This window comes from Gardnerella sp. c10Ua_31 (assembly GCF_055700915.1).
In genome coordinates, this window is sequence record NZ_JANUYG010000003.1 from 39,430 (window position 1) to 65,331 (window position 25,902).

Annotated in this window: 18 protein-coding genes; 15 read left to right on the forward strand and 3 right to left on the reverse strand. The window is 39.1% G+C overall.

Features of this window, described 5'->3' with window-relative positions; all coding sequences use genetic code 11:
* The first annotated feature begins 139 nt into the window (after positions 1–139).
* Positions 140–2,911 (forward strand): preprotein translocase subunit SecA, encoded by a 2,772-nt coding sequence (secA, locus tag NYP55_RS05295; RefSeq protein WP_101889376.1) that lies wholly within the window; start codon positions 140–142, stop codon positions 2,909–2,911.
* 267 nt (positions 2,912–3,178) lie between these two features.
* Here secA and NYP55_RS05300 read toward each other — a convergent pair whose 3' ends face one another.
* Positions 3,179–3,718, reverse strand: a complete 540-nt coding sequence (locus tag NYP55_RS05300; RefSeq protein ID WP_020758549.1) for a hypothetical protein — start codon at positions 3,716–3,718, stop codon at positions 3,179–3,181.
* A 72-nt stretch (positions 3,719–3,790) separates the two neighbouring features.
* Between NYP55_RS05300 and NYP55_RS05305 the strand changes: the two genes are divergently transcribed.
* Positions 3,791–4,495, forward strand: coding sequence for a lysophospholipid acyltransferase family protein (locus tag NYP55_RS05305; protein ID WP_032839206.1), 705 nt, complete (start codon positions 3,791–3,793; stop codon positions 4,493–4,495).
* A 9-nt stretch (positions 4,496–4,504) separates the two neighbouring features.
* Here the strand turns inward: NYP55_RS05305 and NYP55_RS05310 are convergent, their stop codons facing one another.
* The gene (locus tag NYP55_RS05310) at positions 4,505–6,832 is read right to left on the reverse strand and encodes a protein kinase domain-containing protein (RefSeq protein ID WP_472781655.1); all 2,328 of its coding nucleotides are present in this window, start codon (positions 6,830–6,832) and stop codon (positions 4,505–4,507) included.
* A gap of 83 nt (positions 6,833–6,915) precedes the next feature.
* Positions 6,916–8,019: a polyprenyl synthetase family protein gene (locus NYP55_RS05315; RefSeq protein WP_101896542.1), complete on the reverse strand. Its 1,104-nt coding sequence runs from the start codon at positions 8,017–8,019 to the stop codon at positions 6,916–6,918.
* A gap of 265 nt (positions 8,020–8,284) precedes the next feature.
* Here NYP55_RS05315 and NYP55_RS05320 point away from each other — a divergent pair, with 265 nt between their 5' ends.
* From NYP55_RS05320 to NYP55_RS05380, 13 genes are all read left to right on the forward strand, one after another.
* Positions 8,285–9,235: a hypothetical protein gene (locus NYP55_RS05320; RefSeq protein ID WP_472781656.1), complete on the forward strand. Its 951-nt coding sequence runs from the start codon at positions 8,285–8,287 to the stop codon at positions 9,233–9,235.
* A gap of 135 nt (positions 9,236–9,370) precedes the next feature.
* A complete protein-coding gene (locus NYP55_RS05325; RefSeq protein ID WP_472781657.1) occupies positions 9,371–10,675 on the forward strand; it encodes an RNA polymerase sigma factor in 1,305 nt (434 codons plus the stop codon).
* A 54-nt stretch (positions 10,676–10,729) separates the two neighbouring features.
* Positions 10,730–13,144 (forward strand): DNA gyrase/topoisomerase IV subunit B, encoded by a 2,415-nt coding sequence (locus NYP55_RS05330; RefSeq protein ID WP_004574595.1) that lies wholly within the window; start codon positions 10,730–10,732, stop codon positions 13,142–13,144.
* 220 nt (positions 13,145–13,364) lie between these two features.
* Positions 13,365–15,560 carry an InlB B-repeat-containing protein gene (locus NYP55_RS05335; protein ID WP_346284400.1) on the forward strand — a complete coding sequence of 732 codons (2,196 nt, stop codon included), beginning with the start codon at positions 13,365–13,367 and terminating at the stop codon, positions 15,558–15,560.
* Positions 15,561–15,756: 196 nt separating this feature from the next.
* Entirely contained in the window at positions 15,757–15,999 is a 243-nt protein-coding gene (locus tag NYP55_RS05340) for a DUF3791 domain-containing protein (RefSeq protein ID WP_004132102.1), read from the forward strand.
* Positions 15,996–16,490, forward strand: a complete 495-nt coding sequence (locus tag NYP55_RS05345; protein WP_018627649.1) for a DUF3990 domain-containing protein — start codon at positions 15,996–15,998, stop codon at positions 16,488–16,490. Before NYP55_RS05340 ends, NYP55_RS05345 begins: the two co-directional genes overlap by 4 nt.
* A gap of 9 nt (positions 16,491–16,499) precedes the next feature.
* Entirely contained in the window at positions 16,500–16,724 is a 225-nt protein-coding gene (locus tag NYP55_RS05350) for a DUF3791 domain-containing protein (RefSeq protein WP_004132107.1), read from the forward strand.
* An 83-nt stretch (positions 16,725–16,807) separates the two neighbouring features.
* Positions 16,808–17,992, forward strand: a complete 1,185-nt coding sequence (locus NYP55_RS05355; RefSeq protein ID WP_472781741.1) for an MFS transporter — start codon at positions 16,808–16,810, stop codon at positions 17,990–17,992.
* 196 nt (positions 17,993–18,188) lie between these two features.
* Positions 18,189–20,294 (forward strand): hypothetical protein, encoded by a 2,106-nt coding sequence (locus tag NYP55_RS05360; protein ID WP_020757906.1) that lies wholly within the window; start codon positions 18,189–18,191, stop codon positions 20,292–20,294.
* A 243-nt stretch (positions 20,295–20,537) separates the two neighbouring features.
* Positions 20,538–23,084 carry an InlB B-repeat-containing protein gene (locus NYP55_RS05365; RefSeq protein ID WP_472781658.1) on the forward strand — a complete coding sequence of 849 codons (2,547 nt, stop codon included), beginning with the start codon at positions 20,538–20,540 and terminating at the stop codon, positions 23,082–23,084.
* A gap of 145 nt (positions 23,085–23,229) precedes the next feature.
* Positions 23,230–23,487, forward strand: a complete 258-nt coding sequence (locus NYP55_RS05370) for a hypothetical protein (protein ID WP_004132119.1) — start codon at positions 23,230–23,232, stop codon at positions 23,485–23,487.
* A gap of 26 nt (positions 23,488–23,513) precedes the next feature.
* Positions 23,514–23,807, forward strand: a complete 294-nt coding sequence (locus tag NYP55_RS05375; protein WP_004132121.1) for a type II toxin-antitoxin system YafQ family toxin — start codon at positions 23,514–23,516, stop codon at positions 23,805–23,807.
* Positions 23,808–23,960: 153 nt separating this feature from the next.
* Positions 23,961–25,889 carry an InlB B-repeat-containing protein gene (locus tag NYP55_RS05380; RefSeq protein WP_004132122.1) on the forward strand — a complete coding sequence of 643 codons (1,929 nt, stop codon included), beginning with the start codon at positions 23,961–23,963 and terminating at the stop codon, positions 25,887–25,889.
* Positions 25,890–25,902: the final 13 nt, after the last annotated feature.

The window sequence follows — 25,902 nt, forward strand, 5'->3', positions numbered from 1 at the left end:
CTAGTAATAAGCTAGGCGGGCATTTTATGCGTTGTTTTGGACTCGCGAGCTGCAAAAATCGTAGCCGTCGCGTAATATAGGCACAGTTTACGTCTATATTGGCTAGCCGAATAATAGACACGACCTAAGGGAGCTAAACGTGGTAGATATCGTTGATAAAGCCTTGCGCATGGGTGAAGGCCGTCAATTGAAGCGCCTTGAGAACGTTGCGAAGGCTGTGAATGCGCTTGAAGATCAGATTTCTGCGCTTTCGGACGAGGAACTTAAAGGACAAACGGCAAAATTCAAGCAAAAGTTAGACAATGGTGCGAAGCTTGATGACTTAATGCCAGAAGCCTTTGCTACAGTGCGAGAAGTTTCAAAGCGTACTCTTGGTCAGCGTCACTTTGACGTTCAGCTTATGGGCGGTGCAGCATTGCATTGGGGCAATATTGCAGAAATGAAGACTGGCGAAGGTAAAACACTTGTTGCAACATTGCCTAGCTATTTAAACGCTTTGGAAGGCAAAGGCGTTCATGTTGTTACAGTTAACGACTATCTTGCTAGCTACCAGAGTGAGCTTATGGGTCGTATTTACAGGTTCCTTGGCATGAGTGTTGGATGCATTATTACAGACCAGCAGCCACCAGAGCGCAGGAAGCAATATAACGCAGATATTACTTACGGCACAAACAACGAGTTTGGCTTTGACTATTTGCGAGACAACATGGCTTGGGAAAAGGGCGATCTTGTTCAGCGTGGTCATCACTATGCAATCGTCGATGAGGTTGATTCCATTCTTATTGATGAGGCTCGTACTCCACTTATTATCTCGGGTCCTGCCGAAGGCGATGTTACGCGTTGGTATCGCGAGTTTGCAAAGCTTGTTCTAAAGCTTGATCGCGATGTTGATTACAAAATTGACGAAAAGCGCAAGACTGCTGGTATTTTGGATCCAGGCATTGCAAAGATTGAAGATTATTTAGGTATTGATAATCTTTACGAGCCAAGCAACACTGCTTTGATTGGCTACTTGAACAATGCTTTGAAAGCTAAGGAATTGTTCCTTCTTGATCGCGATTACGTTGTTACTAATGGCGAAGTTTTGATTGTTGACGAGCACACTGGCCGTGTTCTTCCAGGTCGTCGTTATAGCGAAGGATTGCATCAAGCGATTGAAGCTAAAGAAAATGTGGAAGTAAAAGCAGAAAATCAGACTTTTGCAACTATTACTTTGCAAAACTACTTCCGCATGTACGACAAGCTTGCTGGCATGACTGGTACAGCAGAAACGGAAGCTGCCGAGTTTATGGGAACATACAAGCTTGGCGTTCTTCCAATTCCTTCTAACCGTCCAGTTATTCGTATGGATAAGGACGATTTGATTTTCCGCACTAAGAAGGAAAAGCTTGCTGCGATTGTTCGAGATGTAGCTCAGCGTCATGCAAAGGGTCAGCCTGTTTTGCTTGGTACTGCATCGGTTGAATCTTCCGAAATCGTTTCTTCGCTTTTGGATGTTGCTCGTATTCCTCATCAAGTGTTGAATGCTAAGCAAAACGCTAAGGAAGCAGCTGTTGTTGCTGTTGCAGGTCGTAAGGGTGCTGTGACTGTTGCTACAAACATGGCAGGTCGTGGTACAGATATTATGCTTGGCGGAAACGTTGAGTTCTTAGCAGATGCAAAGCTTAAAGCAGAAGGCTATTCTCCAGACGATACTCCAGAAGAGTATGAGAAGCGTTGGCCAGGCGTTTTGGCAGAAGTCAAAGAACAAGTTAAAGACGAGCACGAAGAAGTTAAGAAGCTTGGTGGCTTGTATGTTCTAGGCACTGAGCGCCACGAATCTCGTCGTATTGATAATCAGCTTAGAGGCCGTTCTGGCCGTCAGGGTGATCCTGGCGAATCGCGATTCTACTTAAGCTTGGAAGACGACTTAATGCGTTTGTTCAACACTCAGCTTGTTGCTCGCGTTATGGCTAAGGGCTTGCCAGAAGGCGAACCAATCGAATCTAAGTATGTTTCTAATGGCGTGCGCACGGCTCAAAAGACTGTTGAAGCTCGTAACTTTGAAATGCGTAAGAATGTTTTGAAGTATGACGACGTTATGAACAAGCAGCGTACGGTTATCTATTCGGAACGTCAAGCTGTTCTTAAGGGCGAAGATATTCACGAAGATATCTTAAAGTTTATTAAAGATACTGCAGATAGCTACGTTCGCGGAGCAATGAACGGTTCCGACAAGCCTAAGGATTGGGATTGGGAAGGCCTTAAAGATGCTGTGAACGCAGTTATGCCAATTATTGTTGATTGGGATCAGCTTCGCTTGCAAATTGAGCCTCTTAAGGGTCAAAAAGCTGTTGATACTTTAAGAGACACGATTGTAGATAGTGTAACAACTATTTATGCAGTGTTTGAAGAGCGAATGGGCTCCGATAGTTTGCGTCAGTTTGAGCGCAGAGTTGTTTTGGCTGTTCTTGATAGAAAGTGGCGTGAACATCTTTACGAGATGGACTACTTAAAGGATGGCATTGGCTTGCGCGGTATGGGTCAGAGAGATCCTTTGGTTGAGTACCAACGCGAAGGCTTCCAAATGTACAACTCAATGATTGAAGCAATTAAGGAAGAGTCTATTCAGCTTCTGTTCCGCATGAATCTTGAGCAGATTGTTGCAGAAACAGAAAATCAAGATGATTCTTATATTGACGAAAGCATTGAGCAAGAAGAGCAAGAAGAAGACGAGCATTCTGGAATCGTCGGTCCTGCTCCTATGAGCCATGCAGAAGGCGAAGTTCCATTAAGCAAGCGTCCAAAGGCGGAGGAGTGGAAGACTCCTTGGGCCGATGGTCGTACGTTCCCAGGAACAAATAAGAACGACGAATGCCCATGCGGATCTGGCAGAAAGTACAAGCTTTGCCACGGTCAAAATGAGGATTAAAGTCAAAGTCTTATAAAGTAACGTTTTATAAAGAATGAGGCTGGTGTTAGTGCATCAGCCTCATTCTTTTGCGCGAATGCACTTTAATTCACTGATATTGTAGTGCGATTGTATTTGATTTTGGTGTTTTTTGATACAAACGCACTACACATAAATACAAATATGTAGTGCGATTGTACTGAATTTCCGTGTTTTTTGATACAAACGCACTACAAGGTTCGCATATTCATCAATTGCTATATAGAGTCTAAATTCTTAGTCGTAGCTCTAAACTCGCGCGCCTTTTCCAAACTCGCTATAGTCTTCGCTAGAAGTATTGTCCTTTTTTCTGCTCATAAGTAGACCTGCTCCGCCAATCAAAAATAGGAAAGCGCTAACAGAGCCAGTGTAAATCGCAAAATATGGCACTAGAACGCTCAAAATCATGCCTAGAACACCCAAAACAAACACGCTCCATAAAACTACAAGGGTAATGGAAACGTTCTTAAAATGGGGGTTTGGAGCAACAAAGTCGTCTCCGTATTCGTCCATTGTTTTATCAACATCGAGCCAGCTTGATGTTGTGTTATCTCTTGGACCCGGTTTAGTGCTAAATGCTATGTTTCTTAATGGTTCTGCAGCTTGATTAATGCGTTTTCTAAAGATTTTTGCGCTTTTGGACTTTTCTAAATCATTAAAATCTTTTTTGTGCTCGCTAACGAATTGAGACCAGTCGTCGTTAAAGTTTTGACTAAACGAATCGTCACCATTGCTGTTTTCGTTATTATACAAACGGTTATGGGAGTTGGTATTCTTAGAAGAAGTCATGAATTATACTGTAGCAAGTCTGCTTGATAGTTTGAATGCTATTTTGTGAATCTTGCTAGAATGGGGATTAGCATGTTGTATTGGTTCTTTGTAAAGGGGTTTGGATTCATTGCACGCTTAAGGATTCATCCTACTGCTCAAGGAGTCAACAATATTCCTAAAACAGGCGGAGCGATTATTGCAGCAAATCATCTTGCTGTTATTGACGACGCGCTTTTGCCTCTTACATGCCCTCGCATGATTCATTTTATGGGAAAAGCTGAGTATTTTGAAGGCAAAGGATTAAAGGGGCGATTCAAAAAGTGGTGGTTTACGTCTGTTGGCGTGTTTCCAGTGGATCGTTCTGGCGGATCAAAATCGCTTGGAGCGTTGAATCACGCTAAAGAAATCCTAGAAAAAGGTCAGCTTTTTGGAATTCACATTGAAGGAACAAGAAGCCCAGATGGAAAGCTATATAAGGGTCATTCAGGCGCTGCAAGATTAGCTCTAGAAACAGGATGCCCGATTGTTCCAGTTGCGATTATTGGCACGCGTGAACTTCAAAGACATGGTCAGATTATGCCTGCGAAGGGCAATACTAAGGCGATTTACGGAAAGCCAATCGAAGTTAGCAAGATGAGTCCAGAAGAAATTACGCACGATATTCTTCGAGATCTTACTAATAAAGTAACAAAAGCAATCCAACAAATGAGCGGTCAAGAGTACGTTGACGAATATGCGCAAACTGTTAAAAAGCGCATGCGAGAAGAGTCGCAAGCAAAAACAGATAATCGTTAAGTTAAATAGTTAAATAATCGTTAACGTTACTGTTGTCGGATTTCCGCTTTCGTCTAGAACTCTAACTTGAGACCCAGGAGCCGCGGATTGGAATCTAACAGTGTGCATAAGATCGCCCAAAGGCGCAGAAATATTCACTTTTAGTCCAAGCGATTCAAGTATTCTTCTAGCATCATTAGCGTTCTTATTGCGCACATCTGGCATTGTTATAGTCTTCGGTCCCTTAGAAACAACAACATCGAGTTTATCTCCCCAATGCATTTGCGTTCCCTTTTGTACAGACGCGCTAATAATCTTGCCTTTTTCGATTTTGTCATTAAACTCTTCGCTGTAGTTTGGAACTAATTTTGCTTCGTTAAATGCCTTATCTGCTTCTTCTTTTGTAAGATTAACAATGTCTGGCATAGAAACAGGCATTGGTCCCTTAGAAAGAATCACAGTAATATTTTTATTGTGATTCATTTGCATTCCAGGAGTTGGCGAAATCTCAACAACGCATCCTTTAGGAATTTCCAAAGAATAAATGTCTTCGCTTGGTTTATGCGTAATAGAAGTAAATCCTGCCTTTTTTAATGCTTTTATAGGATCTTTTCCAGCATTGGAAGTTGGATCTATAATGTCTTCTGGAATAGTTGACTTGCGTACGCCTTTTGAAACAACAATTTTAACGCGGCCATTATTTCGCTTAGAGATTTTGCTGCCACTAAAATCTGGATTAGTGAAAATAATGTTTCCTTCGGGTATGTTGTCGCTAAAGTCTTTAGAAACCGAATAAGGAATATTAGATATTTTAAGAGTACGCTCGTAATCTGCCCAAGGAACGTTTGTTATCTTGCATGCACTTTGTGATGCGCATTTTTGCGTGTTTGGTTTTGGTAAAGACCAATAGCTTCCAGGGCCTAAATAGTACCAGTACGCGCCAAATGCTACTGCGGCTGCTGCGATTGCTGCGCAACTTGCAGATATAATAATAATGTTTTTGCGCGTTTTTTTGCCATTGTCGTTTGCGTTATTAGACTTATCTCTTTTAGCTTTTAATCGTTCACTAATAAATTGCGGTGCGCGCATTGTAACAGTGAGCATATTATTATCGTTAAAGTCTTCAAGAGGATTGCTATTCGTTGAAGACGAATAGTTTGAAGAATCCTCATTAAAAGCGGAGTTTTTTGTAGATAATGCTTGAGTTGCGTCAATATCAGCTGTTTTATCTATGTCTGTAGTTTTATCTATATCTACAGTCTTATTTAGCTTTTTTGTGTTAGATATAGCATCACTCGCTAATGCGTTATTTGCTAATGTGCTATTCGACGAATCAGAATTACCCAAAGTATTGCTATTAAAAGTATTGCTATTAATGCTAGGCGGAAGCGGTATTTGGGATTTTAGATTAGAGTTTTTATCTTCAAGTTTGTTTGCTATTATCGAGCCTTCAAAAGATTGATTTTCTGCGTCTAAATCTACTTCAAACTTATATTGCCACTCTTGCTCGCTTAATCCAGCGCACACGCTTCTTAAAATATTAAGCGCTTTAGAAGCGTCACTTGGTCTTTTTTCCATTTCTCGAGCAGTAATCGAGCTAAGAAAATCAGCAACAGAAGAATTTATATCTTTGCAAACAGTTTTTATAGAAGGAGTGTCTTCGTGAACATGCTTAAAAACAAGCGTTACTGGATTATCCGCGTTAAAAGGAACTCTGCCAGCTAGCATCTCCCAAGCCATCATTCCTGCGGAATATAAATCTCCTTGAGGAGTTGCAAGATTCTTCTCAATCATTTCTGGAGCAAGGTATGCGGCAGTTCCAAGAAGAAGACCCGTAGAAGAAAGAGTCGCTTGAGAAATTGCACGCGCAAGTCCAAAGTCGGTGATTTGCACGTTTCCGCGGTCGTTAATCAAAATATTTTCTGGCTTAATATCTCGGTGTACAACGCCAGCAAGGTGTGCGGATGCAAGACCATCTAAGGTTTGAGCTAACACGCGCAAAGTATCTTTTACGCTAAAAGTACCGTATTCGTTCATTTCGTATCTAAGATTTACTCCATGAACATATTCCATAACTAAGTAGTCAAGTCCTTCAAATTCGCCAGTATCGTAAACTTGAACAATATGCGGATTTGCGATTGACGCTGCAGAAGTTGCTTCTCTGCGGAACCTTGCAATAAATTGTTCTCGGTGAAGACCTTGAGCAAGCTGAGTATGCATGATTTTAAGCGCAACAGGGCGATTAAGACGCTCATCTTGCGCTTGATAAACAGTAGCCATGCCACCTTCCGCTATCTTTTTAACTATGCGATAGCGATTTTCAATACACATTCCCAGTTGCGCTTGAACTTCACTCATGTAGTAAATCCCTTATACGCGTACTAAAACACACTATTTAAAAGTGTACAGGTAATACAGTAAAGAATAGTCGCAATTTGCGCTTATTGCCATTCTTTAGGAATAAACATGCTAGAAATATTGTGCAAAATGACTTTACTATGATTGCTTAGTGAACTAATGTCTATTTTTTCTTGCGATTCAACCCAAAGATTGTGAATGCGCTTTTTAGACTTACTTATAGCGCCACTTTTATTGTAAATATCAATGATTTTTTTAACGTCGTATTCGCTTCGACTTTTAGAAGTGTATGCGTCTATAAGGAAGAGCTTATCTTCGGGAGTGCAAAGTTCTAAAGCATCTGCTAGAAGAACAGCGCGTTTTCCTTCTCGAATATCTCCTCCGATTGGCTTACCTGTGTGAGCAGAATCCGAAACAATATCTAAAAGATCGTCTGCAAGTTGGAATGCGATTCCTAAAGGATCTCCAATTTGATTTGCTAAGTTGATTGCGTAGTCTTTTTGCATTCCAGCAGCCAAAAATCCTAGAGCAAGAGGTGCAATAGTTGTGTAGCTTGCAGTTTTCCACCTAAAAACGTTTATAGAAGATTCGGCAAGTTTTTGTGGATCATCTAAGCTCATCATTTCGATTGAAAGGTCTAGAATTTGGCCAATTCCAACGTTTTTTTGCATATTTGCAAACTCGCATAAAACCTCATTAGGATTTTGCAAATTTTCGCACGCTTTTCTAGCTATATCGAAGCTTTGAGACGCTAGAATATCTCCGAGCATTAATCCAAGCCCAGTTCCAATATGATTGCTGTTTGTGGCTTTAGATAGAGCGCAATATGCGCTTGGTTTTCCTCGTCTTAAAGCGGATTCGTCGATTATATCGTCGTGAACAAGTGCTGCTGTTTGAAATACTTCTAGAGCGCAAGCAATGTCTAGCATTGCGTTTTTTGAGTTTTTGTAAGAATCGTCACTTTGTGTAGCTGAGTTGCTCTCTTTTGATGCGTCAAAAGCATACAGTGCTAATAAAGCTCTAAGTCGTTTTCCGCCTTCGCTAGACAAAATTGCTTGAGACACAACGTTTTTAAGTGTTTTATTGCAATTAGAAATAAGATTTTTGCAAGCTAAAGAATCAAATTGACTATAAATTAATTCGCCTATACGCGTATCGATGCATGACTTTTGCGAATCTAAACTCATATCTACGAGTTATTCACATGGCTTAGACATTATAAAAGTGAGTATTTTCTAGGATTTATATATGACTTTTCCAGTATTTTCTAGGATTTATAGCCTTTAACCACATTGCTTAGTTTTTATTGCGCTATCGCTTTTGCAATGCAAAACTCTTATTTACAAAGTTAAAAGAAACAGCGAAATCAATACTGCAAATAGCAAATAACGAATAACAAGTAACAAGTAATTAGTAACGAATATCAAATAACAAACAAACAGGGGAGGAATTATGAAAACAATAAAAAACGAGTCTAAAGGCTGCGAAATCAACGAAACGCAATTTTTTGAAGACAAAGATCATGAATATTCAACTTTTAAAGAGATGACGAATATTTATGCTGCAAGTATGATTTGTAACAAATCCGAAGACTATTTTGCTGTGAGCTATTCTTCTGGAAAAACAATAGAAAAAGTGGATCTTAATCATCTTCCAAAAGAGTGTATAGCAGTTTTAGATATTCCTAAAGATTATGTTAACAATCATCATGATTACAATGATAATTGGATTGAAAATCTTAGATCTTTAGCTCCAGAATTTTTTGAAAAGTATATTGATTACATAAACAGAGATTTAGATGTTAACTGTAAGCAAGAAGTATTCTCGGCTTTTGATATTTTTGTAAATCAATCAATACGCAACTGGCATAATATGATTTTCAAAAAAGAAGGAAACATTGTAGGCTACGACCTTATAATGCTGCCGATTGCAATGTTTGACAATATTAACGTTCGAGACACTTTGCTTGTAGATTTATTGGATTCTAAAGGGGAGTACTACAATATTGATTCGTTGCTTACTCTAGCTTTAGAGCCTAGAACAAAAGAAATCTCTAAGGATTTAAGATGTTTTCTAGAAGAAAAATTTAACGAAGAGCACGAGCTTCCAGATATTTGCAAAGTGCTAGACGTTGTAAATCTACTAAAAGCTATGGCTTGTGTTGTAGATGGAATCCCAGAGTTAAAAGTGCAAGTTTACGCTTTAATGTGCTATATAAGTTGGTGGTTTAGGCTGGGTGATGTTGAAAAATATGTTGAAATGGCGTTAGATATAGATCCTGATTGCTCAATGGTTAGAATAGTAGATAACGCATATAGGAATCATGTAGAGCCAGCGTGGTGTAGAAAATTCGCCACGCCGCAAGAAGAAAGTAATAATGAATCGTCCTTAGAAGATGATTAACTTCTTAATGAAAAGTTGCCCTTGCCATAACTATGCCTTTATGGTATAGTAGAGTGCCTTTAGGGTATAGCAAAATTAAATACCCTATTTTGGCTGATTACTTTGTGTTAGCGGGGAATCTACAGGAGGAAAAGTTTGGCGAGCGAAAATAAAGCAAGTGTCGATTCCAAGACGAGCAAAGAAGAACAACAAGACTTTAAGATTGATGAAGACGTTGACACTCAAGACGTTGATGCTAATGTTGATGCGCCAATGGATCCAGACGAAGATCACATGGATTTAGAAGATTTTGATGAAATTCACGATGATCTTGATGTAGACGACGTAGACGACTTGGATGATGTTGACGACATTAATAATCTAGACGATATCTCTGAAGACGAAGACGGCGAAGACAGCGAAGAAAACAAGCCAGAAGCTCCGCAAGTTCCTCAAGCAAAAGGCGCTTTTATTGTTCGCGATGACGATGACGACGATAATCTTACGCCTTCTGGAAACCCAAAGCGTCGCGTAATTGCTACTGGCGCTACGGCAGATCCTGTTAAAGACTACTTAAAGCAGATTGGTCGCGTTAGCTTGCTTAATGCTGAGCAGGAAGTTGATTTGTCGGAGCGAATCGAAGCTGGCTTATATGCTCAGCATTTGCTCGATACGCAAATCGATCAAATGGAGTTTAAGCGTAAGCGCGAGCTTAAGTGGGCTGCAGCAGACGGTAAGAAAGCTAAAGATCATCTTCTAGAAGCAAACTTGCGACTTGTTGTTTCTCTTGCCAAAAGGTATACAGGCAGGGGCATGCTTTTCCTTGATTTAATTCAGGAAGGTAACCTTGGTTTAATTCGTGCAGTAGAAAAGTTTGATTGGAAGAAGGGCTTTAAGTTCTCAACATATGCAACTTGGTGGATTCGCCAGGCTATTACGCGTGCTATGGCAGATCAGGCTCGTACAATTCGAGTTCCAGTACATATGGTGGAAGTTATTAATAAGCTTTCTAGAGTTCAGCGCCAAATGCTTCAAGACTTGGGTCGCGAGCCTACGCCAGATGAGCTTGCGCGCGAGCTTGATATGCCTGTAGAAAAGGTGCAAGAAGTGCAAAAATATGGTCGTGAGCCTATTTCTTTGCACACTCCTTTGGGCGAAGATGGCGATTCCGAGTTTGGTGATTTGATTGAAGATACCGATGCAATCGCACCTTCGGATGCAGTAGCATTCTCGCTTCTTCAAGAGCAGTTTAGGCAAGTTTTGGAAACTCTGGCTCCTAGAGAAGCTGGTGTTATTAAAATGCGCTACGGCTTGGAAGATGGCCAGCCTAAGACTCTAGACGATATTGGTCGCGTGTATGGCGTTACTCGCGAACGCATTCGTCAAATCGAGTCTAAAACAATGTCTAAGTTGCGTCATCCTTCTAGGTCGCAAACCTTGCGTGACTTCTTAGATCAGTGATTTGCTATTAGATACGCTCTAGTAGCTTTAATTGTTGTTGTATAAGGGGTAAAAGTGGCTTCTCTTAAAGAGCAAGAGCAATATGATGCCGATAGTTTGACCGTGCTAGAAGGCTTGGACGCTGTTCGCAAGCGCCCAGGCATGTATATTGGCACTACCGACAGCCAAGGATTAATGCATTGCCTTTGGGAGATTATTGATAATGCGGTTGACGAGGCTTTAGCTGGTGCTTGCAATCATATTATTGTTACTCTTCACAACGATGGTTCTATTGAAGTTGCGGATAACGGTCGCGGTATTCCAGTAGACGTGGAGCCAAAAACAAAGCTTACAGGCGTTGAAGTTGTTTTAACTAAGCTTCACGCTGGAGCTAAGTTTGGTAACGCTTCGTACAACGCTGCAGGCGGATTGCATGGTGTTGGCTCTTCTGTTGTAAATGCGTTGAGCTTGCGATTAGACGTAGAAGTAGATAGAGACGGAAAAACGCATCATATGGCTTTCCATCAGGGGCATCCTGGTGTTTATAGCGATGCAGATCCAGCAAATCCGTCTCCTGCTTCTCCTTTTAAGCGCACGCGCAAGAACAAGCCTACTGAGCTTGAGATTATTGGTACGGTTTCGCCAAAAACTACTGGTACTCGAGTTCGTTATTGGGCGGATCCTGAGATTTTTAATTCAACAGCTCGCTTTAGTTACGAACAGTTGATTGACAGAGTTCGTCAAACCAGTTTTTTGGTTCCAGGATTGCGCATTACTGTTATTGATGAGCATGTTCCAGAAGGCGAATTTAGCGATATTCAAGAGATTGATGTTAGCGCTAGTGATGATGCGAATGCTAATACTAGTGATTTAACAGATGATTTGGCTTTTAAGGATGAATCGCAAGCAACCGTAGATAATGAATCTAATGAGCTAAATCAATCTGAATATGAATCAGAAGAATCTGAATCTGATGGCGAATCGGAAGTTGAATCCGATGGCGAAATTGATAGCGAATCCGAAGAATCCGAAGAATCAGAAGAATCCACCGAACAATCTGTTGCAAATAGTGAGTCTGCTAGAGAATTGCAAAATAATCATCATCCTAGAGTTGTTGAATTTTTGCATAATGGCGGAGTAAAAGATTTTGTTGACTTTCTTTCAAAAGGTCAAGCAATCTCCGATATTTGGCGTATTTCTGGCGAAGATACGTATGTAGAAGAAACGCAAGCTGTTGATTCTGCAGGGGATTTACATGCTCAACAAGTAACACGTAAATGCGGTGTTGACATTGCAATGCGATGGGTGAATGGCTACGATTCAACGATTATTAGCTTTGTGAACGTTGTTGAAACTCCTGGCGGAGGCATGCACGTAGACGGATTCTTGCAAGGATTGACTAAGCAAATTCGCAAGGCTGTTGAAGACAATGCTAGAAAACTTAAAGTCAATCTTAAAGATTCAAACACTAAGATTGAGCGAGACGATATTCTGGCTGGAATGGTTGCTGTTGTAACGGTTCGTATAGCAGAGCCTCAATTCCAGGGTCAAACTAAAGATGTTCTTGGGACTGCTCAAGTTAAGCCAATCGTTACAAAAATGACGGATGCTCAATTTGGGGAAATGATTAGCGGATCCAAGCGAGGATTTAAAGAGCAGTCTGCTAGAGTTTTAGAGAAAATCGTTTCCGAGATGCATGCGCGTATTCAAGCGCGTAAAACTAAGGAAGTTACTCGCAGAAAGAATGCGCTTGAGTCTGCTTCTATGCCGCCAAAACTTTCTGATTGTCAGCCTGGAAACGACGATGTTGCAGAACTTTTCATCGTAGAGGGCGATTCTGCACTTGGTACTGCAAAAGCTGCTCGAAATTCCGCTTTCCAAGCGCTTTTGCCAATACGCGGTAAGATTTTGAACGTTCAAAAAGCAAGTCTTGCTCAAATGCTCTCTAACAAAGAGTGCGCTGCAATCATTCAAGTTGTTGGAGCAGGATCGGGCGCAAGTTTTGATATTTCGCAAGCGCGTTATAACAAGATTGTTATGATGACCGATGCTGATGTTGATGGCGCGCACATTCGTATTTTGCTTCTTACGCTGTTTTATCGCTATATGCGTCCGCTTATTGAGAACGGTCATGTTTATGCTGCAGTGCCGCCGCTTCACAGAATTGCTCTCGCTGGAAAGCACAAAGGCGAGTATATTTACACGTATTCCGACGACGAATTGGCTGGAAAGCTTGATGACTTGCAAGCTAAGGGCATTGATTTTAACAGCGATATTCAGCGCTACAAGGGCTTGGGTGAGATGGATGCAGATCAGCTTGCAGACACAACTATGGACCCTAGAACTCGCATGTTAAGAAGGATTCGTATGGAAGATGCTCAACAAGCAAGCGAAGTATTCGATTTGCTAATGGGCGATGACGTTCCTCCACGCAAGCAGTTTATTGTTGATAACGCAGACGACTTTGATCGCTCCAAAATCGATACCTGATTTTGTTTTACTTGCGCGTTAAGTTACTTAATATTTGTAATTTTCTTCGCATTGCATGATGTGTATGACAAATTTTGAATTGTAATTACATTATGACATTTAGTTAAGTTATAATGATTTTATGATATAATTGCAAATGCAGGTTTGCTTCAATAGTGGAAGTGAGTCTGGGATTTTGCATTTATTGATTTTCTTAGAATTTGTTTTATAAGAGGGAAAAATGAACAAGAAAACTGTGATTTTATTATCGACTACGATGATGAGTATTGCTACCGCTGCTTGCGCTTTTTGCATGGCTCAAACTGCGAATGCTGCTGATACTTACGTGGATTCTGGCACTTCCACTGCAAAAGTTACTACCCCCCCCCCAATTGAAAATAGCTCTTCTCAAAAAACTGATACTTTTGATAAGAGTGTTATAAAGTCTTCTGATTCTTCTGAAAAAGGTAATGCAAAATCTGAAGAGAATGTGAAACCAAAGTCTGGTACAAATATTGATACGAAGTCTGATATAAAGACTGAATCCAAGCTTGAGATCAAGAGTAATGTAAAGTCTAGTATCAAGCTTTCTGCAAATACTAATGCAGATTCTGTTGCAAATACTGATACAGAGACTGAATCAAACATTGATTCAAAGTCTAAAGGTGAGGAAGCTCAAATTTCACCAACAATTTTTAATCAAGCGCTTTTTGCTAGTGGTAAGCCAGGTCCTAATCAAACTCCTAAACCTCAAACACAAACAACCGAGCTTAGAGTAAGTCTTTGCTGGGAAACCATGAACAAAGATAATAACAATGCATTGATTAATGGTAATAGCGATTTTGGTCAACTGAATTTTGAGAGTTGGGATTTTGGTTCTACGCTAGGCTCAAGTAGACAAGATGTAAAGAAGGCGTTTGCTAATATTCAGTTTCAAATAAAAGATTTAACTGATACCAGTAAGGCGGTAGTGACGACTGCTGGCACCTATGATCCTGATACTGCTACTAGTGCAACGAAAAGTTTGGGTAGCTATGATTCAAGCCATACTTACGAGGTGTCAGTGGTAAATAGCACAATTCCAAGCCCGTATTACGTTACGTACAATAACGTTGAGGCTAATGAGTCCGCTGTATTTGAAGATGATGTATCGTATTTTACGTGGGAACCATCCAAAGCAAAGGATAAGCAATCCCACAATAAATATTTCCGTCTAAATGCCTTGGAAATTGTGTATGCTAAGGATGAGTCGGTAGCAGATAAGTGTTTCTCGTATGAGCAGCCAAAAAAGGATGACGGAAACTATCGATCTGATGGTAACTGGAAGTTTACTTACACCACGGACAATATATTTGAACGTCTTCGTGTAAAAGATAATGTTATTCAGTTCCCGACAACTAATCCTACAAAAGCAGGTTACAAGTTTGTTGGTTGGCAGTTCTATGTTGCTAAAAAGAAAAACGGCAAACCGTATACGTCGTATGACCGTATGTTTGATGACGATAAAAAGATAATAGATAACACAACTGTTGACTATGTACCATTTAACGAACAAACTACTACCTACCCATATTTATTTGCTGTGATTAGAGATAGCAAGGGTGTAAATACGTTTGGAAGTAAACTAGGTACACAATATTGCACTACAAACCACACATTCGTTGTGTTCCCAAAGTGGATAAAAGAAGCTGATCATACAGTTACTTTTATGAATGAGGGCAGTGAGTATGCGAAAGTAAAAGTGCAAGAAGGTAAATCTATTAATAGCGATGAGTGGACTGATCAGTCTATGCCTGCTGATCCTTCTAAAACGGGTTATACATTTAGAGGTTGGAGCACGGACGAAACTGGTAAAGATAAAACCAAGGAATTTAGTGCTGCCACACCAGTAACAGGCGATATGACAGTTTATGCTATTTATGATTTGAATGCGACTGTTATGAATGTTGCTCCAACGCTTACTTTGCAAGATAAAACGATTACTGAAGGCGATTCGATTGATTTGAATAGTCTTATAGTGTCTGCTAAAGATCCGGAAGATGGTGATATAACCAGTAATGTAAAGCTAACCGATAACGGTGGTTTTGATAATACTAAAGTTGGCTCCTATAAGATTACGTTTAGTGTAACAGATAATGGTGGCGCTACTGCAACAGCATCTGCCACAGTAACTGTTACTAAGAAGCCAACGCCACCGACACCACCAGAGCCAGAGCCAACACCGGTTCCTGTTCCTGAGCCTGAGCAGGAACTTGAGCCAGCGCCAGCTCCTGATCAGCCTGAGCAGTCGGAACAGCAAAAGCAGCCTGAAGCTAAGCATGCTGCCAAGCATTTGCCTGATACTGGTGTTGGTGTTGCACCATTGTTTGAGTCTTTGTTTGAGTCTTTGTTTGCTGGTTTTGGTTTGTCTATGTTCAAGTCTCGCCGCAAGCATTAAATGCGAAACTCGAATATAATCGCGTATAAGAATTAAGAATATTGGAATAAGGCTTCTGATTAATGTTTTATAGCATCAAGTTAGAAGCCTTATTGCATGTGTAATTTTTGATGTAAACTGTATTAAAAGCTTGTTTTAAGAATTATTACTTTGTAGTCAGTGTTCTATTGTACTTTATCTTAAAAAGGAGGGTTTTATGGTTGGTAATAAGCAGGAAGTCTTTGACAAGGATAAGCTTGATTTTGCAATATTTTGTATTGAAAATGTTGCTAAGAAGCTTAATCAAAACCCTCGCGATACGTATGATGCTTTGACTAAGAAGAGTAATATTCTTATGTCTTATATTATTCCATCTTATGACGTTTTGCACACTCAAGGCAAAGAGTATATTACAAACGATATTATTTCCTTCATGCGCGAAAAAGGTGTAAAAGTATGATTGTTTATCACGGTTCTTTTATGCCTGTTGAATTTCCAGATGTATTGCATTCGCGTAAAGATGTTGATTTTGGCGCAGGATTCTACGTTACATCAATACGTAGCCAGGCTGATAATTGGGCGAAGAAATTTATTCGCAAAGGCAATGATGCGTTTGTTTCTTCTTATAATTTTGACGATGATGTGCTTAGTGAATTATCTGTTCTTAAGTTTGATTCATATTCTGAAGAATGGCTTAATTTCATACTTAGTGCTCGTACTGGAAATGATACAAGTAGTTTTGAAGTGGTAATTGGCGGTGTGGCAAACGATAAGGTTTATAACACACTTGAATTGTTTTTTGATGATTTAATTACTAAGTCTGAAGCTTTAGGCAGACTAAAATATGAAAAGCCTAATAATCAAATATGTTTTAGAAGTCAGAAAGCTATTGATTTGTGTCTTACATACATAAAAAGCGAGTGTGTAAATAGTAAGTTTTTAGGGGAGTGATGGATTTTGATGGCGAATCCTATTTTGTTGCAAAAGAAGTATGCTAGGGTTGTAAGTCTTCTGGCTGAGCGTGCTGGGTTGAGTTATGAGCAGGCGCTTGACGTGTTTTACCATTCTGTTACTTACGATTTGATGCGTAATGGTATTTCGGATATGCATTGTATGAGCGACGGATATTTGGTTCAAGATTTGCTTGATGAGATGCACGAATCTAGTGAGAAAAACAATTTGTAAATGTTATAGTGCTGGCGTTTTTTAATCCTACCTAAATTCTAATGCAAAAACTTATAACTCGTTTGATGAATTGATATGTGAATATGATTAACCTTCTTCTTGCAATTATCTATTTAGCATTTATTAGCTTGGGTTTGCCAGATGCTATTTTAGGATCTGCTTGGCCGACTATGAGCCACGATATTGGCGCGCAAATTTCTTGGGCTGGCGGAATATCAATGGTTATTTTTGCAGGAACTATTGTGTCTGCTCTATTGAGTGACAGAATAACTAAGCGTTTTGGTGCAGGCAAAGTTACGTTTGTGTCTGTTGCTCTAACTGCATTGGCATTGTTGGGTTTTTCTTTTGCGCCGAATTACCTTGTGCTTATTTTTCTGGCAATTCCGTACGGACTTGGTGCTGGAGGAGTAGACGCTGCTCTTAACAACTATGTTGCTTTGCACTACGAAAGCCGTCATATGAGCTGGCTTCACTGCATGTGGGGTATTGGAGCTTCAGCTGGGCCTTACGTTATGGGTTTTGCGCTTTCTTGCGGATTTGGATGGTCTGCAGGGTATCAATATATTGCTATTGTTCAAGTTATATTAACTGTAATATTGTTTGCAAGTTTGCCATTGTGGAATAATCGTAAATCGCATAAATTACTAAAACCTATTCAGATATCTAAAGAATATTCTAAAACGCTATCTTTTTCAGAAGTTTTGCGCATTCCTGGAGCTAAAAATATTTTTATAATGTTTTTCTGCTACTGCGCTATTGAACAAACTGCAGGATTATGGGCTAGTAGTTACATGGTTTTGCACGGGGGAGTTAGCCGCGTTGTTGCAGCGGGTTGGGCAAGTTTATTTTATGTTGGTATTACAGCAGGACGATTTATAAGCGGATTTTTGACAATGCGTTTTAATGATGAAACCATGATTCGTCTTGGGCAACTAGTGATGATTTTAGGCGTTATTGTATTGTTATTGCCATTGCCAAATCATATAGCATTGGTTGCAGGATTTGTGATTATTGGTTTAGGTTGTGCGCCTATTTATCCATGCATTATTCATTCCACACCGCATTATTTTAGAGCTGATAAATCGCAAGCGATTGTTGGCGTGCAAATGGCTAGCGCATATATTGGATCAATGCTAATGCCTGCAATCTTTGGGTTTATTGGTCAAAACGTGTCTATGTCTTTGCTGCCAGCATATTTGATTATTTTGCTATCTGCAATGGCGTTTATGCATATGAAATTGATTCGGACTTGCAAAAGTTTAGTATGAAAATATTTTTGTGTGATTGTTTGCTGGTTTTGGTTTAAGATTTATTAAGATTATTGTGAGTTTGGTTACATTTGATTGCTATTGAAAGTATAAGTTGTAGAATATGTGAAGATTCAAACTAATACTGTTAAGCTATGTATTATATTTGTTTTAATCGCTAATAATTTTAGAAGAGTTGGTTTTGCAAGAGGAAAAAATGAGTAAGAGAACTAATATAATTTTGACTAGCGCTATGATGGGTATTGCTACTGCTGCGTGTGCTTTTTGCGTGGCGCAAAGTGCGAATGCTGCCGAAATGTCAGCTGCTTCTTCTGGTGCTAATACGTCTGTAAATTCTTCTGCCGCAACTTCTAATACACTCGGGGGGGGGGCTTTAGATAGCACTTCCTCAGAACATGCTAAATCTGTTGATGAAGATAGAAGTGCTCCTGAGGAAACGCCTGTATTTGATACTGCTGCTAACTATAAGAAAGTTGACGAAGATGATGACAGTATCACATACGATTATGTAAAAAATCCTAATAAAATAACTAATCCTTTTCCTGAATTTATTTCTAATAAAGAAATTGAAGATGAGTTTAAGAAAGGTGAAGTTAGTATAAGCAAGGAATACTTTATTCCTGACTCTACAGAGAGTGGCGAAAACGCTAAACCTGTTGATATAAGTAACACTAAAGTTTTACCTAAAGGTAAAGGAACGTTCAAAATATATGCAGTTTTTAAATTTGCAGATTTAGCTTATCCTATACAACTTTATACTTTTGATGCGTATCAGTCGCGAAATGGAATTATTGCGTCTGACGGTAGTGTTTATTCCGGATCAGATTCAACTGTGAAATATGTTTTTCATCAAGGAACTTTTAAGCTAAATGGGCATGAGCTTAAAAACGATTCTAAGAATAGAATTCTTATTAATGTTGATAAGAAAAATTCGACAGATAATTATTTTTACTTTGAACTAACTTGTCCGAGTGATAATGAGCTTAACGAACGTGTGCTTATGAATGGTGGCGTATCTATGACCACTGGCGGATATAAGCGCACTAGTTTAATAGCTGAATATGTAGTGTCTACAGACGCTCAATTCCATTTTGTTGATGATTTGCAATATAGAGCTATGAATCCTAAAGGTCTAGATGGGAAAGGTAAGTTAAAACAGCGAGGAAATTCAGATTATCATACTTCGCTTCAAAAAAATGAAAGTAAAGTTAACCTTATGTCTGCAAAGCCATTCTATGAGATTGAAGGATTACAAGATATAGACAGTAAGGTTACTAAAACCAATACATCCTTATATTATCGCAGCACTGGCGGAGATTTAAAAACTCCTATTCTTTCGTACGAAGGAGATTCAAAAGCTACTGATATAAAGCGTCCTACATTAGCTCAGCTTACTGGCACAAAAATTCCTGGCTATGTTTATTGGGATAATGACATTGATAAGCCTAAGAACAAGAATCATGAGTTTGCAAACGATAATGCTACTAAGGAAGATCCTGGTAATCACTATCTTTCTTTTGCGTACGAAATGAAGGACGGCAAGCCTGTTAAGCGTCTTACTAGAAAGCACTACTATGTGACTTTTAGAGCAATTCCTACGCAGTTGGTCGTCAAATATAAGAAGTCTGATGGAACATTTGAATCAAATGCAAAGTACGAGCTTTTAGATTCTAAGAATACTCAAATTGGAAATCAATTTGCTGCTGCGAGTGGTGATATTGTTGCCAGTAGTATAAACGATTTAGTCACTATGATGAAGTCAACTGACACTACTTTTCTTAAAGGTTTTACTGGTTACTTATCTAACGGTGCTGTGTATTTGATTCCAGGAAACTATACTGTAAAACCTACAGCTCAAGCGCCTGAAGGGTACGAGTGGGTTGTAGATTCAAATAAGCAGGATACCAAAACTAGTGCAGATATTAATATTGGACTTCAAACTGGAAATACTGCTTCTCTACAATTTATTACTTTTGTATTGAAGAAGAAGCCAACTCCTCCTATTCCTACACCTGCACCATCTCCGACTCCAGCGCCTGAGCCTACTCCAGTTCCTGATGTTTCTGATGCGCCTGATGATTCGTGGATTCCTCTTCCTGAGATTGTTCCAGAGAATCCAGAGTATTCTGTTGTTCAGCGTTTTAAGGCTGTTGATGCTGGTGAGGATTATAATGTTAAGGCTCCTGCTAAGCATTTGCCTGATACCGGTGTTTCAGCAACTTCAACATTTGTGACTTCAATCATATCCCTTTTCGCTGGTTTTTCTAGTTTGCTTGCTGGAATAACTAAACGCAAAAATTAGTATTGCATTTATGAATGTTTTGAGCGAATGCTGATAATTTCCCTCTGATGTTTTATATATCAGGGGGAAATTCGTTGCTATCGTATTATCTGCTTTCAAGCAAATATTGTGTGCGTCTACTTATATTTAATGTTTATTTATTGTATAATCAAAAGTGTTTATAAGTTTTGTGGATTTAAGCTTTGCTTAATGGTTGTTTGTACAATTTATGTAATTTTATGAGTTTTTAGTAAAGAGGCGAAAATGAATAAAAAAACTGCAATTGTGTTGTCAACGACGATGATGAGTATTGCTACAGCTGCTTGCGCTTTTTGCATTGCTCAGGCTGCGAATGCTGCTGAAAATAATTCTGCAGCAGATGTGAAGCAGAATGTCACTAGTGTTGATTTTTCTAATGGGGGGGGGGGTACTTTCCCTGTTGATTTAGCAAAGTCACAAAAGTCCGTAAAATCACAAGAAAATGTGCAGAATGATATATCTGCAAAGTCGCGCGATTTGGCGCAGTCACATGCTTCTAAACAGTCACAAGAAATTATTAGAAAACAGAAGTCTGATTCTGAAGGTCATGAATCTAACTTTGATAATGCTGATTCTTCTAGCGGTGAAACTAGGTTGACACCTTCCTCTGACTATAGTGGTTCTGCTGTCGATAACAAAGCTGATAAAAGAAATGATCCTACTGATGCGGGTAAACCAAAAAACGATGAAGTAAGTACACAAAAATCAGTTAAAGCAACAAAAGATGATAGGGCGTCAGCAGATTCGCCTGCTAATGTCGATAAGCAAAGCGAAGTTAAACCTAATAAAGATGGCATATACGATTTTAGTAATGACAAGAATGTAATCAATCCGTTCCCGAATGTTATTACGCCTGCTGAAGTCAAAGAGCTGCAGGATAAAACAACATCTGTTAGGCCTCTGTCCTCTATTCAAAAGATTTTTTATACGTCTTATGGTAAGAAGTTTTCTGTAGAGAACGGTCAAGCAACAGGCGATACTAAAACTGTTGATGAAATCATCAACACGTATAGTGGCAGGCTTGGAAGAATTGATATTTTCATATTTGTTCCACGTGTTGATAAAGAAGGTGTATATACAGGTGATGGCCAATTTTATCCATACAGGTCATCTCGCGAGCTAAAAAATTCAGATGGATCAGCAGATTTTGACTTTAATAAAGCTCCCGACAATAAGATCTCATACAGGCTCGAGGTAAATGGGAAGCTTATTGGATCCAATTTGGCTGATAAGACAAATATCACAGTATATATGAGAAAGAACCAAACGTTTATTCATGTTGTTATGGAGGGTGACAACACTCATGAAGCTATTTTTGGCTATGAAGGATTTAATCATGAAGACTCATCTGGAATTTTTGGATATGTCGCATTTTTACCTGAATGTGGCGCGCAATTTCACTTTGTAGATGATTTGCAATATCGCAAGGCAGCAAACATTAAAGGGAATGATGAGCTTCCACAACGTAGTTCTGCTGAAACTGATAGGTTCTCTACTAAACCGTTTACCAAGTTGGATTTATCCGATTTGTCTGACATGAAAAATATTTCCGAAGTTAGGTTTGGTAATAATCAGGTTGTAAGAAATATGTATACGCCTCTACTAAGCTACGAAGGCGATCCCAAGAAAGATTCTATTAAGCGCCCAACTATGGAAGAGCTTAAAAACACTAACATCCATGGTTATTTGTATTACAGTAACGATATTGATACTCCTAATGGAGGCAAATTTACCAAGGATAATACTGAAAATTTTGGCAACTACGATTACGGTATTGTTCGAGATAAGGATGATAATCAAGTAACAACGAAGCATTATTATGTGACTTTTAGGCCGATTCCTACGCAGCTTGTTGTGCGATACAAAGATTTGCAAAACAATATTGAGAGTGGTAAGAAGTATGCTATTTATTCTGGAAATACTCTTGTAAGTGATACTCTTACTTCATCTTCTAATACCCCAACAGCTCCTACAAAAGCTGAACTTCAAACGATGATAACGAATTCGAATACAACTTTGCTTAGTGAGGCAGCTGGGTATATTTCTGGCAACGATGTGTATCTTGCTCCGGGAAACTATATTGTAAAGCCAAAAGCTGCAATTGATGATGAAAATTATGAGTGGGTTGTTGAACCAAAAAACTCAGAAGATATCGTTGACGCTCCAACTGATGCTAACGTTAATATTGCAGTGCATTCAACTGATAATGTTTCTACTCAGCAAGTTGTTACTTTCATATTGCGAAAGAAAATTGCTACTGTAACATTTTTCGACGGCGATGACAGTAAGCCGTATGCGACTGTGGCAGTTCAAAAAGGAAGTTCGATTGATGGTGACGAACTGAAAAATCAGTCGATGCCTAAAGATCCTACGAAGCCTGGTTTTACTTTTAACGGTTGGTTTACTGAGAAAGATGGTAAAGGTACTAAGTTCACTGGAAATACTACTGTGCGTGGCAATATTTCTGTGCATAGTTCGTATATATCTAATCTGCCAGCTCCGGAGCCTGAACAAGAACCAGTTCCAGTTCCTGAATTGCAAATCCCTGTTTCTCCAGATCCGATTCTGCCGCCTGCTGAAGCAGAGCCGGAACCTGCACCAGCTCCAGCTCCTTCGCAGCCAGAGCAACCTGAACAACAACCTAAGCACGCTGCTAAGCATCTTCCTAAAACTGGCTCAACCGCAACCACAATTCTCGCTTCCGCAATTGCCTCGCTGTTCTCTGGGCTTGTGGTATTGGAAGCAGACTTAAGGCATCTTCACGAAAATTAAAAACAGTTAATTATTTATGTTGATGCAATTTAAGTTATTGAGTAGTATTACTATGTAAAATTACTTAGTAATACTACTTAGTAATTATGTCGTTTGTAAATCGATGGTTTTATTGTTTGAGTTGTTAATTGGGGAGGAATATTAAATGCCTAATCAAGATACTGTTACATGCTCATTTGTTATGGATCGCAATATTTACAACCAGTATAAGCATGTAGTTAAATCACGCGGAGATAATGTAAAAAACAATTTAGTTAAATATATGCAATCGGTTATTAAATATGATATTCCTAATGCGGATACTATTGAAGCTATTGAGGAAGTAAAACAGCTTAAGGCTAATACTAATAAAAAAACTTACGGTTCATTTGCTGAACTTTTGCAAGATATTGACAATGATTGACTGTAGCGATAATCACGAGAATGTCTATGAGCGTTTATAAGAAATATCGTATTGCGCAGTCGCGCATGTTTAAAAAAGATTTGAAGCTGGCTATTAAACGTGGATATAACATTAGTTTGCTTGAAGAAGTTGTTGATATTCTTGCGTCTGGTGTGAGTCTTCCTGGAAAATATCAGGATCATAAACTCGCTGGTAATTATGATGGTTGCCGAGAATGTCATATAACTCCTGATTGGCTGCTTGTTTACGAAATAGCAGATGATGAACTTATATTATATTTGACTCGCACTGGCACTCATTCTGATCTGTTTGGTAAGTAATAATTATTACGATTATTGTTAGTTTAGTTACATTTTGTTGCTATTGAAAGTGTAAGTTGTAGAATATGTGAAGATTCAAACTAATACTGTTAAGCACATGTATTATATTAATCGCTAATAATTTTAGAAGAGTTGGTTTTGCAAGAGGAAAAAATGAGTAAGAGAACTAATATAATTTTGACTAGCGCTATGATGGGTATTGCTACTGCTGCGTGTGCTTTTTGCGTAGCGCAAAGTGCTAATGCTGTTGAAACTTCAACTGCTTCTGGTGTTAATACGTCTGTAAATTCTTCTGCCGTAGATTCTAAAACATCCAATGGGGTGAGGGGAGCTTTAGATAGCACTTCCGTAAAACCTTCTGAAAGTATTAACTCTTCAAATTCTAACGAAACTGAAAAAACTAACGAAACTACAAAATCTGCTAAATCTGCTAAAACTTCTGAATCTGTAACTGATACTGAAAATTTTGAAACTAATAAGATTACGCAAACTCTTATAGATGTAAGCAATACTAATCTTCCAACAAATAATCATGAAGATAGAAGCGTAACTGCATCTGAAGAATCCAGAGCAGCATCAACTGATTCAACTGCTGCAAATGATGAATCTTTAACTTGGACGAAGGACGACTTTAATATTTCTGCCGATGGTAAAACTGTTGGTGGCAGGAAAGATGTTTATCATCCTGAAACGAATCAAACAGTAAATGAATATGTGGATGGACTTAGCGCCAAAGGCAAGGAAAAGCTTAAGAAAAATCATCACATAGTTATTCCTGAAGGTATTGAAGTTATTCATGAATGTGCTTTTACTGGAAGTGCAAAGCAGGTTGGGAATAAGCATGAGCACATTGATGGCGAAACTTATATTGAGGGTGTAACTCTTCCGCAGTCTCTTAAAATCATAGAATACGGTGCGTTCGGTTGGAATAAGATTAAAGGAACCGTTGTTATTCCAAAAAATGTCGTTTCAGTAAGCAATGCAGCTTTTATAGCTAATGAAATTGAAAAAGTTGTGTTTGAAGGTGTGCTTGATGACAAAGGCAAAGAGCACGCTACAGATACTACTCCGTATTATCTTGCTGGAGTTGGTAGTGTTGCTTTCCAGGGTAATAAAATTTCTGAAATTGTCGTAAAAGGTAATTTGGGACAATATAAGTTTCGCTCAGGGGAAAATGATTCACCGTTTGACAATCAAAATCCTGGACCTTTTACTATTGAAGTTGGACAGGAATACAAAACTCCCATCAAAATTACGCAAGAAAGCGCTGGTCATACAATCAGTGTTATGGAGGGTTTTGAGGAGAATGGAAATCCTGTAACGATTGACCGCTCGCCATATTTTAAGAAAAACTCTGATGGCAAATATGTAGCAGTGAAGACTGGCACCCTTGAAGGTCAGTGTATATTTTATGATTTTGTTAATAATACGCCTAGGATGATTGGTAGATCGCGTTTTACATACAACATTGTTCCTAAAGCTACGATTTACACAGTTACTTTTGTAAATGGCACTAATTCTAACTATGCTTCTGTGCAAGTTAAGGAAGGCAAAAGCATAAGTGAAAACAGTGTTGCAGGTCAGTTGATGCCATCGGCACCATCTAAAGAAGGTTATGCTTTTGTAGAGTGGAATGCCGACTCTACAGGTAATGATAAAAGCAAAATATTTACTGATCAAACTCCAGTAAAAAGTGACATGACGGTTTATGCTATTTATACACCTAAGCCAGCTCCTGCTCCGATTCCAACGCCTGTGCCAACGCCAACGCCAGATATGACGCCAGAGACAGATGAAGAGCAAACTCCAGCTCCAGATTCTACGCCTATTATAGATTCTGTTCCTTCGCATGGGCAAGAATATACAAAGAATCAAGATTATTCGTTTGATGTAAAGAAACAAGATGAAGCGCCATCGAAAATGCAGATTCACGCTAATTCTGCTAAGCATTTGCCTGAAACTGGCTCTTCAGTGGCTATGGCCATGAATTCTTTGTTTGCATCTGTGTTTGCAGGAATTTTCGTACTTGTAGGAGCTAGAAAATCACTTCGTAGCTATTCCAAGCATGCTCGCAAAAACTAGTTACGAAAATTGC

What these genes read in the sequence shown, in the direction of transcription:
- NYP55_RS05320 (WP_472781656.1), top strand. Translation starts at nt 8,285, where the DNA reads ATGAAAACAATAAAAAACGAGTCTAAAGGCTGCGAAATCAACGAAACG.
- NYP55_RS05380 (WP_004132122.1), top strand. Translation starts at nt 23,961, where the DNA reads ATGAGTAAGAGAACTAATATAATTTTGACTAGCGCTATGATGGGTATT.
- NYP55_RS05350 (WP_004132107.1), top strand. Translation starts at nt 16,500, where the DNA reads ATGGCGAATCCTATTTTGTTGCAAAAGAAGTATGCTAGGGTTGTAAGT.
- NYP55_RS05375 (WP_004132121.1), top strand. Translation starts at nt 23,514, where the DNA reads ATGAGCGTTTATAAGAAATATCGTATTGCGCAGTCGCGCATGTTTAAA.
- NYP55_RS05355 (WP_472781741.1), top strand. Translation starts at nt 16,808, where the DNA reads ATGATTAACCTTCTTCTTGCAATTATCTATTTAGCATTTATTAGCTTG.
- NYP55_RS05315 (WP_101896542.1), bottom strand. Translation starts at nt 8,019, where the DNA reads ATGAGTTTAGATTCGCAAAAGTCATGCATCGATACGCGTATAGGCGAA.
- NYP55_RS05335 (WP_346284400.1), top strand. Translation starts at nt 13,365, where the DNA reads ATGAACAAGAAAACTGTGATTTTATTATCGACTACGATGATGAGTATT.
- NYP55_RS05370 (WP_004132119.1), top strand. Translation starts at nt 23,230, where the DNA reads ATGCCTAATCAAGATACTGTTACATGCTCATTTGTTATGGATCGCAAT.
- NYP55_RS05300 (WP_020758549.1), bottom strand. Translation starts at nt 3,718, where the DNA reads ATGACTTCTTCTAAGAATACCAACTCCCATAACCGTTTGTATAATAAC.
- NYP55_RS05345 (WP_018627649.1), top strand. Translation starts at nt 15,996, where the DNA reads ATGATTGTTTATCACGGTTCTTTTATGCCTGTTGAATTTCCAGATGTA.
- NYP55_RS05305 (WP_032839206.1), top strand. Translation starts at nt 3,791, where the DNA reads ATGTTGTATTGGTTCTTTGTAAAGGGGTTTGGATTCATTGCACGCTTA.
- NYP55_RS05365 (WP_472781658.1), top strand. Translation starts at nt 20,538, where the DNA reads ATGAATAAAAAAACTGCAATTGTGTTGTCAACGACGATGATGAGTATT.
- NYP55_RS05340 (WP_004132102.1), top strand. Translation starts at nt 15,757, where the DNA reads ATGGTTGGTAATAAGCAGGAAGTCTTTGACAAGGATAAGCTTGATTTT.
- NYP55_RS05310 (WP_472781655.1), bottom strand. Translation starts at nt 6,832, where the DNA reads ATGAGTGAAGTTCAAGCGCAACTGGGAATGTGTATTGAAAATCGCTAT.
- NYP55_RS05360 (WP_020757906.1), top strand. Translation starts at nt 18,189, where the DNA reads ATGAGTAAGAGAACTAATATAATTTTGACTAGCGCTATGATGGGTATT.